This is a genomic window from Paenibacillus sp. FSL R5-0378 (assembly GCF_038009285.1).
Taxonomy (GTDB): Bacteria; Bacillota; Bacilli; order Paenibacillales; family Paenibacillaceae; genus Paenibacillus_AQ; species Paenibacillus_AQ favisporus.
Window position 1 is genome coordinate 3,739,957 of record NZ_JBBPAY010000001.1, and the last position, 18,679, is coordinate 3,758,635.

At 53.6% G+C, this 18,679-nt stretch carries 16 protein-coding genes and 1 riboswitch; of the genes, 14 read left to right on the forward strand and 2 right to left on the reverse strand.

Annotated elements, in window-relative coordinates:
• Positions 1-17: 17 nt before the first annotated feature.
• From MKY74_RS17525 to MKY74_RS17565, 9 genes are all read left to right on the forward strand, one after another.
• Complete coding sequence (locus MKY74_RS17525) at positions 18-1,139, forward strand: Gfo/Idh/MocA family protein (protein ID WP_076167255.1); 1,122 nt, start codon at positions 18-20, stop codon at positions 1,137-1,139.
• 432 nt (positions 1,140-1,571) lie between these two features.
• On the forward strand, positions 1,572-2,294 hold the full coding sequence (locus MKY74_RS17530) for a 4'-phosphopantetheinyl transferase family protein (RefSeq protein ID WP_084203731.1): 723 nt from the start codon (positions 1,572-1,574) through the stop codon (positions 2,292-2,294).
• Between the two features lie 108 nt (positions 2,295-2,402).
• Positions 2,403-2,489: riboswitch (cyclic di-GMP riboswitch) on the forward strand.
• Positions 2,490-2,665: 176 nt separating this feature from the next.
• Complete coding sequence (locus MKY74_RS17535; protein WP_076167250.1) at positions 2,666-4,438, forward strand: methyl-accepting chemotaxis protein; 1,773 nt, start codon at positions 2,666-2,668, stop codon at positions 4,436-4,438.
• Between the two features lie 20 nt (positions 4,439-4,458).
• Entirely contained in the window at positions 4,459-8,166 is a 3,708-nt protein-coding gene (locus MKY74_RS17540) for a non-ribosomal peptide synthetase family protein (protein ID WP_084203840.1), read from the forward strand.
• A 753-nt stretch (positions 8,167-8,919) separates the two neighbouring features.
• Entirely contained in the window at positions 8,920-9,432 is a 513-nt protein-coding gene (locus MKY74_RS17545) for a MerR family transcriptional regulator (protein WP_076167245.1), read from the forward strand.
• Between the two features lie 2 nt (positions 9,433-9,434).
• Positions 9,435-9,875, forward strand: coding sequence for an SRPBCC family protein (locus MKY74_RS17550; RefSeq protein WP_076167242.1), 441 nt, complete (start codon positions 9,435-9,437; stop codon positions 9,873-9,875).
• 211 nt (positions 9,876-10,086) lie between these two features.
• The gene (pxpB, locus tag MKY74_RS17555; RefSeq protein ID WP_076167239.1) at positions 10,087-10,806 is read left to right on the forward strand and encodes a 5-oxoprolinase subunit PxpB; all 720 of its coding nucleotides are present in this window, start codon (positions 10,087-10,089) and stop codon (positions 10,804-10,806) included.
• Positions 10,806-11,822, forward strand: a complete 1,017-nt coding sequence (locus tag MKY74_RS17560; RefSeq protein WP_076167236.1) for a 5-oxoprolinase subunit C family protein — start codon at positions 10,806-10,808, stop codon at positions 11,820-11,822. Before pxpB ends, MKY74_RS17560 begins: the two co-directional genes overlap by 1 nt.
• Positions 11,809-12,570 (forward strand): LamB/YcsF family protein, encoded by a 762-nt coding sequence (locus MKY74_RS17565; RefSeq protein ID WP_076167234.1) that lies wholly within the window; start codon positions 11,809-11,811, stop codon positions 12,568-12,570. The genes MKY74_RS17560 and MKY74_RS17565 overlap by 14 nt, the downstream gene beginning before the upstream one ends.
• Positions 12,571-12,612: 42 nt before the next feature.
• On the opposite strand, the gene MKY74_RS17570 is transcribed toward MKY74_RS17565, so the two are convergent.
• Positions 12,613-13,536, reverse strand: a complete 924-nt coding sequence (locus tag MKY74_RS17570) for a TetR/AcrR family transcriptional regulator (RefSeq protein WP_076167232.1) — start codon at positions 13,534-13,536, stop codon at positions 12,613-12,615.
• A gap of 156 nt (positions 13,537-13,692) precedes the next feature.
• Between MKY74_RS17570 and MKY74_RS17575 the strand changes: the two genes are divergently transcribed.
• The 5 genes from MKY74_RS17575 (at position 13,693) to MKY74_RS17595 (ending at position 17,587) form a co-directional block, all read left to right on the forward strand.
• Positions 13,693-14,421: an MBL fold metallo-hydrolase gene (locus MKY74_RS17575; protein ID WP_076167229.1), complete on the forward strand. Its 729-nt coding sequence runs from the start codon at positions 13,693-13,695 to the stop codon at positions 14,419-14,421.
• Complete coding sequence (locus MKY74_RS17580; protein WP_076167226.1) at positions 14,421-15,554, forward strand: AbrB family transcriptional regulator; 1,134 nt, start codon at positions 14,421-14,423, stop codon at positions 15,552-15,554. The genes MKY74_RS17575 and MKY74_RS17580 overlap by 1 nt, the downstream gene beginning before the upstream one ends.
• Before the next feature lie 202 nt (positions 15,555-15,756).
• Complete coding sequence (locus tag MKY74_RS17585; protein ID WP_076167223.1) at positions 15,757-16,461, forward strand: Crp/Fnr family transcriptional regulator; 705 nt, start codon at positions 15,757-15,759, stop codon at positions 16,459-16,461.
• 49 nt (positions 16,462-16,510) lie between these two features.
• A complete protein-coding gene (locus MKY74_RS17590) occupies positions 16,511-17,104 on the forward strand; it encodes a redoxin domain-containing protein (protein ID WP_076167221.1) in 594 nt (197 codons plus the stop codon).
• A gap of 153 nt (positions 17,105-17,257) precedes the next feature.
• Positions 17,258-17,587 carry an ArsR/SmtB family transcription factor gene (locus tag MKY74_RS17595; RefSeq protein WP_076167219.1) on the forward strand — a complete coding sequence of 110 codons (330 nt, stop codon included), beginning with the start codon at positions 17,258-17,260 and terminating at the stop codon, positions 17,585-17,587.
• A gap of 82 nt (positions 17,588-17,669) precedes the next feature.
• On the opposite strand, the gene MKY74_RS17600 is transcribed toward MKY74_RS17595, so the two are convergent.
• Entirely contained in the window at positions 17,670-18,590 is a 921-nt protein-coding gene (locus MKY74_RS17600) for a LysR family transcriptional regulator (RefSeq protein ID WP_076167213.1), read from the reverse strand.
• Positions 18,591-18,679 lie beyond the last annotated feature (89 nt).

Here is an 18,679-nt window from a genome sequence, read left to right on the forward strand (position 1 = left end):
GAAAAGGAGAATGAGTCATGGCGCAAAATACCGATAGAGTATTGAAGGTAGCAATCGTTGGTTGTGGAGGCATCGCCAACGGCAAGCACATCCCGAACCTGGTTAACCAGAAAAACGTAGAGCTGGTGGCGTTTTGTGACATCATCGAAGAGCGTGCCATCGAGTCCGCCCGCAAAATCGGCAAAGAGGATACGATCAAAATTTACACCGACTACAAAGAACTGCTGAAGGATGAGAGCATTGACGTTGTGCATGTGTGCACACCGAACAAATCGCACTCCTTTATTACGATCGACGCCCTCGAAGCAGGCAAACACGTGATGTGTGAGAAGCCGATGGCCAAGACAGCCAAAGAGGCAAGAGCGATGGTCGAAACCGCCAAGCGGACCGGCAAGAAGCTCACTATCGGCTATGACAACCGCTATCGTCCGGATTCCCTGACCCTCAAGCAAATTTGCGAAAGAGGCGACCTCGGCGACATTTACTTTGCGAAAGCGCATGCGATCCGCAGACGCGCCGTGCCGACATGGGGCGTGTTCCTGAACGAGGATGAGCAGGGAGGCGGACCGCTGATCGATATCGGTACGCACGCACTGGACCTGACGCTCTGGCTGATGAACAACTATAAAGTAAAGAGTGTCAAAGGCAACGTGTACTACAAGCTTGGCGACAAGGAAAGCCCTGCCAACGCTTTTGGTCCATGGAACCCGGAAGAATTTAATGTGGAAGACTCCGCGTTTGGCTTTATTACGATGGAGAACGGCGCAACCGTCATTCTGGAAGCGAGCTGGGCGCTCAATACGCTTGACGTGGGCGAAGCTCAGGCTTCCCTGTCCGGTACGGAAGGCGGCGCGGACATGAAGGACGGCCTGCGCATCAACGGTGAGGACCTCGGCGTGCTGTATACGAAGAAGCCGGAGCTGAAGACAGGCGGGGTTGCCTACTTCGCAGGCAATTCCGAGAGCCAAGCCGGCAGAGAATGCCGTCTCTGGATCGAGAGCATTCTGAACGATACCGAGCCGATGGTCAAACCGGAACAGGCGCTGGTCGTAACGGAAGTTCTGGAGGCCATTTACGAGTCGGCCCGTACCGGCAAAACGGTATATTTCGACGATCAGCTTGTCACGGCTGAAGGATAAGTTCAGCCCTGCCAAAAACAATACGCTACAATCAAGTACAACCGTCCGGCTGCTGCCGGGCGGTTTTTTCGTTGAAAGGCTCGTTCGTAGGAGAGCTATTCCCATGCAGCTGCCCCAGGTCAGCGGTGATGTATGGGTAAAGGCGGGATTCTTGGTTTCCGAGGATCCGGCTTTTTTATGCCTGAAGGGGATGCGAGGCTTGTCCCCAGAGGCGTCGCGTGTAGACGTTTGTACCTAATTTGTTGATCAATTTGTGTACAAATGCTAGAAGCTATTAAAAAATAGGAAAAATTGGCCGAATAGTAATAATGGATGTTCGTTTTTCGTAGGAGGTTCATCCTAAACAAATCGATGAATTGGGGAAAATGTACTAGAATTCGCACCTTTCATTTTAGTAGCAAAAGCTGCTGTAAGCGGACCTGGTAATTACGAATGGAGCTGCGTGCTCAGGAGGGTTTGATGATCAGACTGTATATGCTTGGGATCAAGAACGTTTCTGCGGCGCATTTCGATCATTTTATGAAACGGGTCTCTCCCGAACGAATCAGACAAGTACGACGAATCAGAAACAGGAGGGATGCTGTAAGAAGCCTGTTCGGCGAGGTCATGGTGCGCTGGGCGGTGAACCAAGTAAAGCCTGCTGCTGCCTTTTCCAAGCCATGGACACGCAGCGAGTTTGGCAAACCGGCCTTTGCAGACGAACCGGATATTCACTTTAATCTTTCCCATTCCGGAGATTGGGTGGTAGCCGCCCTCGGCCCGTGTGAACTTGGAGTGGATGTCGAGCAGGTGCTCCCTGTGAACCCGGGAATGGCTGAATCATGTTTTTCACCCGCTGAACTCGAACCGCTTCAACACTTGACCGAAGAAGAGCGACTGAACCGGTTTTATGACATCTGGACGCTCAAAGAAAGCTATACCAAGTGCATCGGCAGAGGATTAAGTCAGCCGCTGGGCTCATTTACGATCACGGTTCGTCCCGACGGAAAAATTGATTACAGCGGTCCCGACATTGAAGCGCGCAATTATCAGTTTATGCTGATCCCTATGGAAGGACCATATAAGCTCGCGGTCTGTACGAAAGCAAAGGGGCCGATCGAAATTTATACGCCGGAAATGGATCAACTCTTGGATATGAAGATGTTTGCAGGTTAATTTCTGAAATGAATGGAAATATCCATGAAAATTATGGTAGACTAGGTTTGCTAAATGAACAATTTATAGTTACTAATTATTCATTAGTTTCTATAAAAATGTACATGTAAAATCCATAGGCAAAACTGCTGAAAAGCAGTGACGCAAAGCTATAGGGACTACTTCCGAAACGGGATATGTCAGCCAGTTGCAAATGAATTGGTGAGCTGTGGTTTACATTCCCATAGGTTGCTATTTTTTTGCCCTGAACATGCTGTTTTCGCCACGGGGAGGTGTGATTCGTACAAAACCAAGATCGTTTCTAGTATGGCCAGATGGATCGTTGCCAGCAAGATTACATAATAGAGATAGACCAAAGGAGAGAAACGAGAATGAGCAAGTTTCAGCAATTTTTCAAGAAGTGGCGGTTTAGAAATTTAAGTATTGTAAGCAGAAGTATGCTGCTGACCAGTCTTTATATTTTCATCACCGGGGCTGTCGTCATTGGGGCAAGCTTTTATATTCAGGGCACCGTCCTGACCAAGCAGCTGCAGTCGGATTCCGGTAAAACGATGGATACCCTGGTGAAGAGCGTATCGGTACAAGATGTCGAGCAGGCCAAGAATGTAAAGGATCCCAACGCCGCTGTCCAGCAAAAGCTGACGGGTATCTTTGACGAGCTGTCCCGTACGCATCCGAATATTGCCCAAGGGTATATTTTCGGGCCGGAGCTCGAAGGAGGCAATCAAACCTCGATTATTTCGATGCCGTCGGCTGTGCTGGAAATGTTCGCCAAAGATAATTTGCATCTGGGCGACCTGTACGAGCAGCCTAAAATTCATGCCGATGCCGTCCGCGAAATGCTGAAAACGAAAAAGCTGGTGTTTACCAAAGCATACACAGATAACTATGGTACATGGATCACGGTCCTGTATCCGTTCCAGGATGCAGGCGGCAACATCTTCGCCTACATGGGCATCGACGTGGATGCCAGCCTGGTCTCTACCGGTCAGAATGATCTGCTGCGCAACACGCTGTTCGCCCTGCTGATTACGCTGGTGATCGTACTGGCGCTGCAGTACTACACAAACAGACGGACGTTTGCCCCGATCAAAACGCTAATGACGGCGCTGGACAAGCTCAGTAAAGGCGATTTTACCGTACAGCTGAAGGCTGGCGACGATGAGCTTGGGCAGGTTAACGCCAAATTCAACACGATGGTGAACCAAATCAACGAGCTGGTAGGAACGATTAAAAAAGTATCGGAGCAGTCGGCGGAGCAGTCGAAGTTCCTGTTCTCGGCTGTGGAGAACAATAACAAAAACTCGTTGGCCATTACGAAAAATATTGAACAAATGTCTGAGCGGGTTGCACTGCAGAGCACGTCCATCACGGAGAGCGTCGTTTCGCTGGAGGAAATTTCGTCAGGCGTCAACACGATTGCCGGCAATACGTCCGAGCTGTCGGACATTTCGATGCAGATGAAGGATCAATCGGAAAAAGGGAACGAGAACGTTGAGCAGGTTATCGAGCAGATGAATTCGATCAACCACTCGGTTAAAAATTCCGTGGACATTATTGAGAAACTGCAAGTCCGTTCCCAGGAAATCGGCCAAATTGTCCAGGTCATTACGGAGATTGCTTCCCAGACCAATCTGCTGTCCCTGAACGCAAGCATCGAAGCGGCGCGGGCCGGCGAGGAAGGCCGGGGATTTGCCGTGGTAGCCGATGAGGTCAAAAAATTGTCCGAAGAGTCCAGAAGATCCGCCACGCAAATTATCGAGCTGATCCGCTTCATTCAGGATGAGACCGCACTGGCCGTCGAGGCCATCAGCGAAGGCGAGCAGAACGTCGCCAAAGGGATTGAGGTCGTTAAGGAAACCGGCTCCCTGTTTAAAGGCATGATGATCGCGACCGATTCGGTTACGAGCCAAATTCAGGAGGTTTCTGCAGCGACGCAGCAGATGGTTGCCGAAACCGAGCAAATCACGGCTTCCATCAAACAGCTTGCAGAGCTGGCGGAGAAAAACTCGGCCGTTTCCAGCGAGATCAAGACGAGCGCCCAGGAGCAGCAGGCTTCCTTTGACAGAATTTATGATTCCGCCAATCAGATGAACCAGGTCGCTGACCAATTGGAAACCTTAGTCGATAAATTGCGGGTGTAATCATGAAGGAGCTGAACATTTTGAACACAACATCGATAAGCGAGCGCAGCAAGGCATACTGGTCCCAGGAACTCGAGCTTCCTCTGCCCGGACTCAATCTCTACACGGATGAGCCGGTGCGGGAAATTCAGCCCGATTTGCTGCGGATCACGGAAACACTGGACTTGGGACCGGAAGAGGCTGCTGAACTGAGCCGGCTGGGCAACCCTCGTGCCTGGTGGCTGGCTGGTTACGCGGTGTTCCTGTACAGGATGAGCGCCGATCAGGATTTGCTGCTTGGCGTGGTGAGCCGGCAAGGAGAACTGCTGCCGCTTCGCGCAGCGATCAGCGGACAGGATACGTTCCGGCAGGTCTATGCGCGGATCGAAGCCAAGCTGGTAGAGCTGGACGCTGCGGATTTGAGTCTGCAGGAGCTTGAAGAAATGATAGGGCAGCCCCTCGGCTATCAAGCGGTGTACGGCGAGGTTCATGGAAGCCGCCCTGCTTGGCTGGGCTGGAACGTTCAGGCGAAATCCGGTCGTTGGACGATGAGCATCGCCTATGCGCGCCAGCTGTTCCGGGAACAGACCGTGCGCAAGTTCAGCAGGCATTACGCTCAAATCGTTCGCGGTGCGCTGCGGAACGCGGATCTGGAAATCAGCCGCCTGCCTTTTCTGCTGGAGGAGGATCGGGCCGCTTATACTGCTTTGAATGATACGCAGATGGACCTTCCGGAACAGCCGACGATCGTCCGGATGATGGCTTCCACTGTAGCGAAGTATCCGGACCGGATCGCCGTCACTCAAGATGGGCAGCAGTTAACCTACAAGCAGCTTGACCGGCAGTCCAACCGGATTGCGAACATGCTGCTGTCCAAAGGGCTGCAAAAAGGGCAGTTCGTGCCTATTTTCATGAAACGGAGCCTCGAAACGATTGTTTGCATGCTTGGCGTTATTAAGGCAGGCGGGGCTTACATTCCGCTGGATCCTTCCCATCCGGACGAAAGAAACGCCTACATTATTGCTGACACGCAAACCGGGATGATCCTGACACATGCTGAATATGTGGACCGTCTGGAAACGCTGCTTGCCGGTTTTGACAGGAAGCCGGAAATTCTCCCATTGGGAGAACAAGCGGACTCCTACCCGGAAGCAGCATCCCCGGTTGCCATTGAGCCGGATGATCTGGCCTATATCATTTATACGTCCGGTTCCACAGGCAAGCCGAAAGGAGCCCTGATCGCTCATCAAGGCGTCGTCAACTTGGCGGAGTCCACGCGCAGGGAGATGGATCTGACCGAGGAGGACGTGATTCTTCAGTACTCCACGTTCAGCTTTGACGCGTCGGTCTATGATATTTTCGGATCGCTGGCCTGCGGCAGCCGGCTGCACCTGCTCACCGATGAGGAGCGTTTCTCCATCGACGCCTTCACCGCGGCGGTGGTGGAGCAGCAGGCGACGCGCGTCGCCATTCTGCCGACCGTTTTCTTCAACCAGCTTGCCGCCCATTTGCCTGAAGAGGATGCGCCCAAATACGCGAACATCAAGAGCATCATCGTCGGTGGCGAGGCGTTGTCGGGAGAAGCCGTACGCATGCTGCAGAAAAAGCTGCAGGTTCCGATCGTCAATCTTTACGGTCCTACCGAGATTACGGCGGTGGCAACCTCCCATATCGTCGATTATCCGGTTCCGGACGATTTGACGACAGTATGTATCGGAAAGCCGCTGAGCAATTATGAATTGTACATTGTCAGCGAGCACGACGAGCTGTGCCCGATCGGAGTTACCGGCGAGCTCCTGATCAGCTCCGTCGGCGTGGGCAAGGGGTATTTGAACCAGCCCGAAAAAACGAAGGAAGCCTTCATCACCGATCCGATTACGCCGGAGTCGGGCAAGAAATTTTACCGTTCGGGCGATATGGTCCGTCTTCTTCCGAGCGGACTGGTGGAGTATCGGGGGAGAAAGGATGCCCAGGTAAAAATCAGGGGCTTCCGGATCGAGATCGGAGAGATTGAGGACAATCTGGCAAAGCATGAGTCCGTCAAGGATATCGCTGTCATTCCAAGAACCGAAGCGGACGGAACCAAAGTGCTCGCTGCCTTTTATACGTCAAATGACGGGCAGCCGGTTGCTTCCAAGGACCTCGCCCAATTTTTAGGCCAAAAGGTGCCCGGCTATATGGTTCCCAAATATATGTGCTTCGTGGATCAAATGCCGCTGTCACCGACAGGGAAAATCGACCGTAAAAAGCTGGCGGCTTTCGAGATCGTGCCGGAAGAGGACGATTCGCCGTATGAAGCCCCGGTCACGGCCATTCAAAAGGAAGTGGCCGCTGCCTGGGAGAAAGCGCTTGGCCAGACGAGAATCGGCATCCACGACGATTTCTTTGAAATCGGCGGCTACTCTTTGAAAATATTGGAGATCCTGGTGCTGCTCAAGCCGAATTATCCGCAGTTGAAGATCAACGATTTCTTCGTCTACCCGACGATTGCCGCATTGGCCGGCCGGATCGAAGTGCTGGCCCATGAAGCGTCCACAGCCGAGGAGGCATTCGGTGAGGACGTTCCGCTGCAGGATTTGGCGGAGTTTCCGCTGAGCTTTTACCCTCAAGATTCTGCCGAAGGGCGGGTATACACGCAGGAGAATATTTTGCTGACCGGCGCGACCGGCTACCTTGGCTCTCACCTGCTGTACGAGCTGCTTCGCCAATCGAAAGCTTCGATTTATTGTCTCGTTCGGCCATCCGGCGTGCAGGAGCCTTACGCCCGGCTGGAACAGACGATGGTCGGATACTTCGGAAATGAAGTCAAACGTATGATGGACAATCGGGTCATCGCCGTGCAGGGCGATCTCGAACAGGAGCATTTAGGATTGAGCGGGGAAGTTCGAGACATGCTGGCAGATCGTCTGGACTCCATTCTCCATTGCGGTGCGGAAGTCAAGCATTTCGGGGAAGCGGACTATTTTGCCAGGGTCAACGTGGACAGCACGAACCGTCTGCTGGCATTGGCTAAGTCCAAACCGGGCGTTCGGTTCCATTTTATTTCGACGCTCGGCATTCCGGAAGATTTGGCGCTGAACGGCCAATGGGCTTCGATCATGGCCGGCTCCGGTTATGACGAAGCTTACGTCGAGAACGTCTACACCAACAGCAAGCTGGCTGCCGAGAAACTCGTCGTGCAAGCCGGCCGGGAAGGCCTTGCTGCTTCCGTGTATCGCGTAGGCAATTTGTCCTGCCGGTCGGATAACGGCTTATTCCAGAATAACATCGACAACAATGCGTTTTACCGCATGCTTAAGGCGATGCTGCTGCTTAAAAAAGCGCCGGATGTTCGCTGGGAAGTCGATATGACGCCGATTAATTATGCGGGAGAAGCGATTACCGCCTTGGCGCTTCAGGACGCGACCGTCGGAAGGATGTTTCATATCTGCAACCCGGTCACGGTATCTTATCGAGACATGGTGCGGTTCTTCCAGGCATACGGTTATACGATCGACTTGACCAATTGGAAGGAATACGAGCAGTGGCTTCTCGATCCGAAGCAGGCCAAGGACCAGGCGGGCCTGGAGCTGGCCATGGCGCAGCTGGAGGGGGACGGCGCGAAAAACTCCAATTACCGCTACGCATGCCCGCAGACGCTCGAGTACCTCGAGGGGACCGGGGTCCAGTGTGCTCAGCCGGATGAGGCTTATTTCCGCAAGCTGATCGCTCATGCCGTCAAGGTAGAGTATTTTGAGCAGCCCGAATAGTCGGGAGAATTGTTATCACTCGGATAAACCCTTGGGCCGCACTCCGGTAAGCGGATGGTCATGAACGGGCAAGGAAAGAAAAAGGTTAGATTGTGTTAGAAGACAGAAACGGACGAAAGCGAATAAAATAGCCGGAGCCGTATGAGAAGCTCGAGTTGTGCAAGGCAGGGTGGGCATGGTATTGTGCAATCTGCGACCGCAGGACATAGCAGACAATAGCGAGATCTCGTATCATATAGCGCGACAATCAATTCACCAGCAATTTTAACAGCAATACACTAGCAAGACACGAGCAATTCACCGAGCAATACACGAGTAATTCATCAGCAAGAGCCAGCTTTTAGAATGAGCAAAAGGGTAGAGGAAGAGCCGACCCGGCAATTGCATGGATAAAAGCAAAATCATTGTCAAGAAGCAAAAGCTTGACTCAGCTCCGCCGAATGATCATAAGTAACAATAGTAGAAAGACAATAGCACCTAATAGCGGCAGGACGATAAGGAACAACAAACTGCGGGAAATAAGCAATACTAAGGGGATTTGCGGAACTTTGCGGGCTCTTTCGGCAAATGATATTTCCAGCCATATTAGCATTCCTAGTCATACCACTCATCCTTTTCCATGTTTGCTGAATATTGAAATCGAACGACATGATGCCGTTCGATTTTTTTTTTTGCAATCCCTTGAACCTTACGCTGCGTAATGTTTTATATTAGAGCTACCGGTACAAGTCTTCGCGAAGCAAGGGGATGATTATGAACACGCAGTGGAAGGTCGGGGAGTTGGCAGCCATGACGGGACTGACGATCCGAACGTTAAGGTACTACGATCAAATCGGTTTGTTTTCTCCGTCCGGGCATACCGAATCCGGTCACCGGATCTATAACGGGCATGATTTGGCCAAATTGCAGCAAATATTGTCTCTGAAAGAGCTGGGATTATCTCTCGATGAGGTCAAGGAAATCGTAGAGGGGAACGAATTCAGCCCGCTCGACATTGTCCGGATCCAGATGGACCGCCTGAGAAGTACCATCCGGCTGCAGCAGCGGCTCCTGCAGGAGCTGGAAAACGTATCGGCTCTTCTGCAGCATGACCAAACGTTGACGGTCAACGAGTTTACCGCACTGCTTGAAGTGATGAAGAAGAGCAAGGAAAAGTTCTTTTTGGAAAAACGGACAAGCATGGAGCGCAGCCTCGACCGGCTCGGGGAGGCGCTTGGGGAAAACGAGCCGGATCCAATGAATAGGAACAATCCAGGGAGGTCATGACCATGAATAACGAACGATCTGTCATTCACGAAACATTTGTTATTGAACGCAAGTATCAAGCAGCGCCGGCGAAGGTATTTTCGGCCTGGTCCGATCCCGAACTGAAGTCAGCCTGGTTTCCGAAAGCGGACAGCTTCGAGTTTAAGGTGGGGGGGCGCGAAGTCAATGCCGGCGGGCCTCCGGATGGGCCAGTGTTTACCTTTGATGCCGTCTACCAGGAGATCGCTGAAAACGAGCGGATCGTCTATACGTATACGTTGGATCAGGGCGGCAGCCGCATGTCCATTTCGGTCGTGTCGGTGCAGTTCCAGGCGTCGGGGCAGGGAACAAGATTGATTTATACCGAGCACGGTGCGTTTCTCGACGGGTTGGATACAGTCTCGATGCGCGAGCACGGGACCAGGATTATGCTGGATAAGCTGGGCGAAGTTGTAGCTGAGTAGCCCGGTCAAGACGGTTATTGCAAGATGCAGTCCTGCATTCAGATACAACAAGGTCGCCTCAGGGATCCTGAGGCGCCTTTTTTGCATTGAAGGGTCGGTCTTCAGTCTTCAGTTAGAAGTGCCAGCGTGTAGAAAAAATCGAATGCATACCGCACGGACTCTGCTATCATATAAATGATGAGGATGTATACATACAGAAGGAGGGGATTCCTTGAACCGAAACGAAGCGTGCAGGGTCGTACCCTTAGGGGAATCGGCGGTTGTGGTGCACCTTGGCGACACGGTCAGCGAAGATTTGCACCGTGAGGTTCAGGCGCTGACCCGCCGCATTGAGGCAAATCCCTTTCCGGGGTTTGTCGAATGTGTTCCGGCGTTTACGAGCGTGACCGTGTTTTATGATCCGTTCGAGCTAGATTTACCGCTGCACGAGACCGGCCGGATGGATTATGTGCAGTCCCTTCTGGAAACTTATATGGCGGACATCCAGGGAACGCCCGAAGCGGAGCCGGTGGTGATCGACATCCCGGTATGCTATGGAGGCGGGTTTGGCCCGGACTTAGAAGAAGTCGCCTCCATCAACAACCTGACCACTCAGGATGTGGTCCGCATCCATACAGCTCAGACCTATTTGGTCTATGCGGTGGGGTTTGCTCCCGGGTTCCCTTATTTGGGCGGGCTCGACGAACGGATCGCCGCGCCGCGTAAACCGTCGCCACGGCTTGCCATTCCGGCCGGGTCGGTCGGAATCGCGGGGACACAGACGGGAATCTACCCGGTGGAAACCCCGGGCGGCTGGCAGATCATCGGACGTACGCCGCTTCCCCTGTTCAGGCCGGATCAAGATCCGCCCGCGCTGCTGCGGGGAGGGGAATATATCCGGTTCCGTCAGATTGACGCGGCGGAATACGAGCGGATCAAGGGGGCACAGTGATGAGCATAACGGTCATAAAACCCGGTCTGATGGCGACGATCCAGGACTTGGGAAGATCAGGCTACGGCAAGTATGGGGTCATCGTCTCCGGCTCTATGGACCGATTTGCGCACCGGACGGCCAATTGGCTGGTGGGCAACGATGAGAGCGACGCCCTCATCGAGGTGACCTGGTCGGGGATGTCCGTCCGCATGGAGCGGGAGATGTGGGTAGCCCTGACCGGAGGGGATTTTTCGCCTCAGATGGACGGTGTCCCGGTTCCGATGTGGAGACCCGTCTTTGTCCGAAAGGGCAGTACACTCACGTTCACTGGGCCGAGGGCAGGCTGCCGGACGTATTTGGCTGTTGCAGGAGGCATCGATGTGCCTGAGGTTCTTGGCAGCCGCAGCACGTATATCCGTGCCGGGATCGGCGGCATGAAGGGAAGGGTGCTGAAGGCAGGGGACATCATTCCAGTCGGGACCGGCAAAGGCCGGTTACGGCATCCATCCACAAAGGGAACGCAGCCTTTTGATGCGGTGAGGTGGGCGGTTCCGGCCTCGGAAAGGCCCGCTTACAGCGAGCATCCTTACGTCCGGATCGTCCGCGGACCGCAATTCGGCGATTTCGACGATATGAGCCGGCGCGCGCTGCTTGATCATGATTTCCGGGTTACGCCCCAATCGGACCGGATGGGGTACCGGCTGGAAGGTCCGCGGCTGCAGCTTCACCGCCCGCAGGAATACATATCGGAAGGCGTGACGATGGGGACCGTGCAGGTACCGTCCGATGGGCAGCCGATCATTCTGATGGCTGACCGCCAGACGCTCGGCGGCTATCCGAAGATCGCCCAGGTTGCCGGTGCGGACCTGCCGGTGGTTGCGCAGACACCGCCCGGTTCAACCCTCCGCTTTAGGGAGATCAGTCAGACGGAAGCGGAACAATTATGGATGGATCAGGGCATACGGTTAAGGCGGCTTGCCCGGATGATTGCCCTTAAATTAAAGGAGGACGGATGGCTTAATGGGTTGGATTGACTTGAACTGCGATATGGGGGAAGGATTCGGCGTATACCGGCTCGGGGCCGACGAAGAGCTGATGGGGGAAATTACGTCCGCCAACATCGCCTGCGGATACCACGCCGGCGATCCTTCGGTCATGCGGAAAACGGTGAAGCTGGCTTTAAGCAGCGGGGTCGCCATCGGCGCGCATCCCGGTTTGCCGGATCTGGCCGGCTTCGGGAGAAGAAACATGGATATTTCGCCGGAGGAGGCCATGGATTTGGTGACGTACCAAATCGGCGCACTGCAGGCGATTGCCAAACAGGAAGGCGGGCGCCTTCATCATGTCAAACCGCACGGCGCCCTGTACAACATGGCTGCGGTCTCCGCTCCTCTGGCGGATGCAATCGCCGAAGCTGTCTGCCGTACGGACGAGTCCCTGATTCTCTACGGCCTGGCAGGCAGCGAGCTGCTGGCTGCGGGGGCAAGGTACGGGCTCACAACGGCCAGCGAAGTATTCGCCGACCGTACGTATCAGCCCGACGGCACGCTGACGCCCCGCAGGCTGCCCCACGCGCTCATCACGGACACCGATCAGGCGGTTCGGCAGGTGATCCGCATGGTGAAGGAAGGCACGGTAACTTCCGCGGACGGAGCGGAGGTGACCATTCAGGCCGACACGGTCTGCCTTCATGGTGACGGCGAGCATGCCATCACCTTTGCCAGGGAGCTTCGGGTACGCCTGGAAGCGGAAGGCATTGGAGTCAAGCCTGCAGGAGTATGACCCTGTCATCAATACAACCAAAAAAGACAGTCCGTCAGGCCTTTATGCCTGATCCGGACTGTCTTTTTGCGGTTCCGCCGCATGATTCAGCATGAGGCCCAGCTGCCTCACGTAAGGTCTCAGCTCGTCGACGGAATCCAGAAAGTTCGTATACACCCGGACCAAAGTCGGGTTCGGTTTATCCTGTTGCAGCTCCCGTCGAAGCAGGTCGATCACTTCCAGCAGCTCTTTCTGAATCCGCTCCGGCTGGGGCAGCTCTTGGACCTTTTGGGCAAAATACTGCAGAAACTCACCCAGGTTCGCCCGACGGGTCGGAAGGTCCACCGGATTGATGTCGTTAAAATAGGCGCTCGACACCTTGAGAATCGGGACCGGCTCCTTATCGATCATGTCGCGGATGACCGCGTCCATCCGGTCTACGCAAAACCGGGCCAGTTCCGCCATCGGGCAGGCGATGGCCGTTTGGACGGCATGGGATAAATATTCCCGCGACATGCCGCGGTAGATCGCCACGATATCCCCAAGATAAGGGGAGATGGAATCGCCGTATGCTTCGTAGAAGCAGTCGCGGTGCCACGTCAGAAACGCGGCGCGCTTTTTTTTCCATTCCACCTGGAAGTTTTCGTTAGCGGTGATTGGCAGCTCTTTGAACTCGCTCGTAAAAAAGTGGTTTTCCAGCATGTATTGAAGCTGAAACTCGATCTTGCGCCGCAAAATTTCCTTCGGCGGGTCCCCCGCCAGCCGCAGCGAGCGATCCAGCTCCCGGGCTTGCTCGAACATCGTCCGGTGTACGAAGGTGAAAACGCCGGTAAACAGGTCCTCTTTCGAAGGAAACACTTTATAAATGCTGCCCTTGGCCATGCCGCATGCTTCCGCAATGTCCTGCATGGAGGCGGCGAAATATCCTTTTTCTTTAAAAATACGCATTGCCGTATTGATGATCTGCTGCTTTTTGATTTGCTCCATCCTTACCACCCCTACACATTTTGACATGATGTCCGCTAAGGGTCAACAAAGGAATTGACACAAAAAACTCAGAAGTCATATAATGAACTAGCGAGTTTTATGCGGATATTGAAGTTGACAGGAGGTGAGCCAAAGCGAGATGCTTTGGCGTGAAGTATGAAAATTTCGGATCAGATCGAAATGCTGGAACTGTCCCTTTCCATGGGCGATCGGGAGATGGTGATTCATCCTGTGGTCATCCGTGATAAGGATTCCTATGTATTGGTAGACACGGGGATGCCGGGCTGCTACGGAAAAATCGTGGAGCTCATGTCTCAGGCTGGGATCGACCCTGCCGCCCCTCATTCCATTATTCTTACCCACCAGGATATCGACCATGTGGGCAGCCTGCCTCAATTTAAGGGCGAGGGCGTGGAGGTATATGCACATGCGGAAGACCAGCCTTACATCGACGGACTCAAACCAATGATTAAATTTAGTGCTGACCGTAAAAAGGGGCTGCTGGAGTCGCTGCCGACCCAATTAGCTGAAGCCTTTGAGGCGACCTTTTCCGGAAAGGTGACCAATGTGACCCGCCTTCTTGCCGACGGAGAGAAGCTGCCTTTCGGCGGGGGACTGACCGTCATTTATACACCGGGCCATACTCCAGGGCATATCAGCTTGTATCATGAGCCGAGCAAAACATTGATTACCGGTGACGCTATGGTCGTTAACAACGGCGAGCTGCAGGGACCGAATCCGCCGGTGACGCCGAATATGGACGAAGCGATGCAGTCGATCACCAAATTCAAAGCCTATCCGATCGAAAACGTCATCTGCTATCATGGCGGTCTGTACCAAGGGGATGCCGGGGCGCGAATCGCTGAACTGACTGAGAGCCTGTAATGACAGACACCGCAAGCTTGAACAACAGCAGTTTGAGGAACAACAAATGGCTGCGGTTTTTGGTGACCTGCGTGTTTGCCGTCATCGGCGGATTCATCTTCCAATGGATCCATATGCCGATACCATGGCTGCTGGGCTCCATGGTTTTTGTCATGATCGGCTCCAAGCTGTTTAAAGGCGTTTCTTTCTTTTGGCCGGGGCAGGTGCGCAATACGGGGATGATCATCATCGGTTATACGATGGGATTGTCTTTCACCTTGTCCACGCTGAAGCAGATCGGGCATCAGCTGCCGACGATGGTCCTGTTTACGGCGCTGCTGCTGGTCGTTGCTGCGGCGATCGCCTTTATGATCGCTTTTCTGTCGGGAATCCCATTTCCTACGGTGCTGATGGGCAGCATTCCCGGGGGGCTGAGCCAAATGATCACGCTGGCGGAGGAAGTGGAGGGAATCGATTTGACGGTCGTGACCTTCCTTCAGGTGTCACGGCTGATCATGATTATTTTCTGTGTGCCTCTTTTGATCTTCAGCCCGCTGTTCCATCCCTCGGGATCGCATGCATCAGGAGCCGCATCAGCGGCGCTATCTACCAATTGGTCCGCCTTGTTTCCGCATATTTGGCTTTTCGCGGTGGTATGCGTCGTATTTGCCTTGGTGGGCAAACGGATCAAATTTCCGACAGCCTTTCTGCTGGGGCCGATGATCGGCACCATCCTGCTCAATTTATCGGGATATGAGGGACATTCGCTCCCGCCGGTGGTCCTGAGCCTGTCGCAGCTGATGATGGGCGGGTATATCGGATTGCTGCTTAAACCGGAAAATTTGAAGCACAAAGTGAAAATCATTTTGCTCGCCATATTGAGCGGTGTCGTGCTGATCGCATGCTCCCTCGGGCTCAGCGTGCTGCTGACCAAGTTTCACGCGATTACGGAAGTTACGTCATTTCTCAGCCTTTCGCCAGGCGGTATGGATCAGATGGCGCTGATCGCCAAGGAAGTGAACGGGGACCTGTCGGTCGTCACCTGCTACCAGCTGTTCCGAACCCTGTTTATCTTTTTCGCCGTACCGCCGCTGCTCAGGCTGATCTTCAGATCGATGCTTAAAGGAAAAAAATTGGCCAACAGGCCGATGTGATCTATAAACACGCAACCTACATGTTTTATCTATTCAACCAGCCATCGCATTTCAGCTTTGGCTGTTTTTTTATATTTAGACCACCAGCCGACGCTGAGCCACGCTAACCCTGCGAATGCTGCTGAGTTATGCTTTTGCTGCTGACGAATATCTTCTATACTATAGTCATCACGGGTTGACCTATTTGGGAGGAACAAAGCGCATGAGCATATCACATGAATCGAGTGACAAGCCCGTCCAGGTATTTCCGTGTCTGACGGCGGTTTCGTCTGAAGAGTGGCGGGAGTCCGGGCCGTTTATCCGTCGATTTAGCGCTAAATCGCGAATATTCCACCGGGATGATGCAGCGGCATACGGTATGTTCCTTCTCAGTGGAACCGCGAGGATCACGGTGATCGGCGAAAATGGCTCCGAATCCGTCATCAACCTGCTGACGGCGGGAGAAATTTGCTCACTTTTGGTGCTGAGCGGTCTAAGCGGGCGCGAGTATCCCGGTGAACTGACTGCCGAGACCGAAGTAGAAGTACTGTTTGTGCGGAAAAGCAGCTTTATGCGTTGGGTACAGGAGTACGAGTCTATTCGCGCCACGGTGTTCGGCGGGCTGCTTGACGGCATGCTTCGCATGGTGGAACGGACGCAGCAGCGCCAGACCCTCCCGCTTGACAACCGCCTTGCCGGAGCGCTGCTGCGAATGACGGCCGGGGAAGCGCCGACGGTGCGGATCACCCATCAGGAGCTGGCCGAAGAGGTCGGGTCGGTTCGCGAAGTCGTGACAAGGGCTCTTGCCCGGTTTCAGCGGAAAGGGTGGATCGAGACCAGCCGGGGAACGGTCCGCATTTTGCAGCGAAAGCTGCTGGAAGAGGAGTTTGGTGACCTGGTCACAGAGGAATCCGGAGCTTCCTGCTAAAGTGGGTTCATGCATCTCATGCATAGAAGATCCATGAGGAGGAATATCCATGACCAACCTGCTGATAACCGGGGACAAAGCTCCGCTCTTCCAATCGATCGACCAGCACGGCGATCCGGTTTCGCTGGACCAATTCCGCGGCGGCAAGGTGCTGCTGTCGTTCTTTCGTAATGCGGCATGCGCTATGTGCAATTTACGCGTTCATCAAATGATCCAGAGGTACCCCGACTGGCGTCGCCAGGGGCTTCAAGTCATCGCATTTTTTGAATCGCCGGATGCGAACCTGCACAAGTATGTAGGCGCGCAGCAGGCGCCTTTCTCGCTCATTGCCGATCCGAATGCCGACATCTATAGCCTGTACGGAGTCGAATCGTCGGAATCCAAGACGGAAGCTACATTAGCGCTGCCGAATGTTCATGAACTGGCAGATGAAGCGGCGGCGGCCGGTTTTCCGCTTACGCCTGAAGATGGGGCCAATTTCCACCGCATTCCGGCAGAGTTTCTGATCGATGAAGAGGGGATCATAAGGACCGCATATTACGGAAAGCTGATTACCGATCACCTTCCTTTCGAATGGGTGGACCGGTTCGCAGCGTCCTCCCCGGAGGAAGCACTTATGAAGCCGGAGAATCGGTCTCGCTAAACGCCGCTGAAATAAGGTGAGACAATCCCTTACCATTGTATAGATTGTTTGGAATCCAAACAGTCATAGCAGGAATTTCTTTGCTGTGGCTGTTTTTATTTTCGTTTTCTCTAAATATTTCTTTGTGGTAGTATTTGGTCAGGAGGCATGAAGATGAACACGACAACTTTGACTGCGCTTGCCGAGCCTAACCGGCTGCATATTATCGAGCTCATTCGCGACCGTGGCCCCCTGACCATTGGAGATATCGCGAATCGGCTTGAACTCAACCAGCCCCAGACATCCAAGCACGTCCGCGTTCTTCACGAGGCCGGCCTCGTTGAAGTGCAGCCTGCAGCCAACCGGCGAATCATTAAGCTGCGTACCGAACCATTTCAAGAGCTGGACCACTGGCTTGAGTCTTTCCGATCGATGTGGGATGACCGTTTGGACCGCCTGGATGAATACCTGCGGGATATCCAGGGGCGAGATTCATCGGAATGAGCGATATGAATCCCTCATATGAACTGCAAAAAAACATCGCGATGCCGTGATGTTTTTTCTTTTGCTTCAAGTTGAACCCCTTTTAAGACTGCATGGATGCCCCTAATTCTTCCAAGTCATGTTTTAACCACTCCATAAAACGGCGGGAGACCTGCGAATGGGTCTTTTCCTTGCGCTGGATGACGCCGAGGTAGACAGGGCCGTGATCCGGCAGATCGAAGTCAAGGATCGCGATATTGTCCTTGCGGAAGGCCGGCTCGTTCATGAACGAGAAGTTGAGCCCGATGGTCACGGCGCCGTGATTCATGCACGCCCTGAAGATCAGATCCCGGTTATTGGTGGTGAAGAGCACGTCTACCGGGCCATAAAGTGACTGAAAGTCGTCCATATACCACTTCACATAATCGTCGTTATAGAGGACGACGGTCTGCTGCCTTAATTCTTCAGGACCGACCGTGGGCTTCAGGGCGAGCGGCGACGCGCTGCTGATGCCGGCGACCATGTGCACGGGGAGCAGCCGTTCGAAGGCCAGGCCGGTGCGTTCGATCAACCGGTTTTTGAACAATATGATGAGTCCGAGATCGCTTTTGTCCTGGTTCACATCGTCAATGATGTCCTGCGAGCCTTTTTCCACGATCTCCAGCTTCACGTCCGGAAACTTCTTTTTAAATTCGATCACGACACGCTCAAGAAGAGACATAGGGCTTGGTATGGTCGCCACCCGCAGCCGGCCCTTGACCGTACCCGATAATCCGCGGGCGGCCTCCAGCAGATCTTCATATTTCTCCAGCGTTTCATATGCTTTTTTGATAATGATTTTGCCTTCGGGAGTCAGGGTGACTCCGGATTTGGACCTGGTAAAAATGCTGATCCCCCACTCCGATTCCAGACTGGTGATGGCTTGGCTGACCGCTGAAATCGTCACATGAAGCTGCTCGGCCGCTTTGGAAATCGAACCGGCCCGGGCCACCTCCACCAAGTACTCCAGCTTTTCCGTATTCATGAAGCATCGTCCTTTGATCTTTAAGTTTTTCTTAAGCAAAATTCAATAGGTTTAAATTTTGCTGAATCTCAAGACATGTTAACATAATG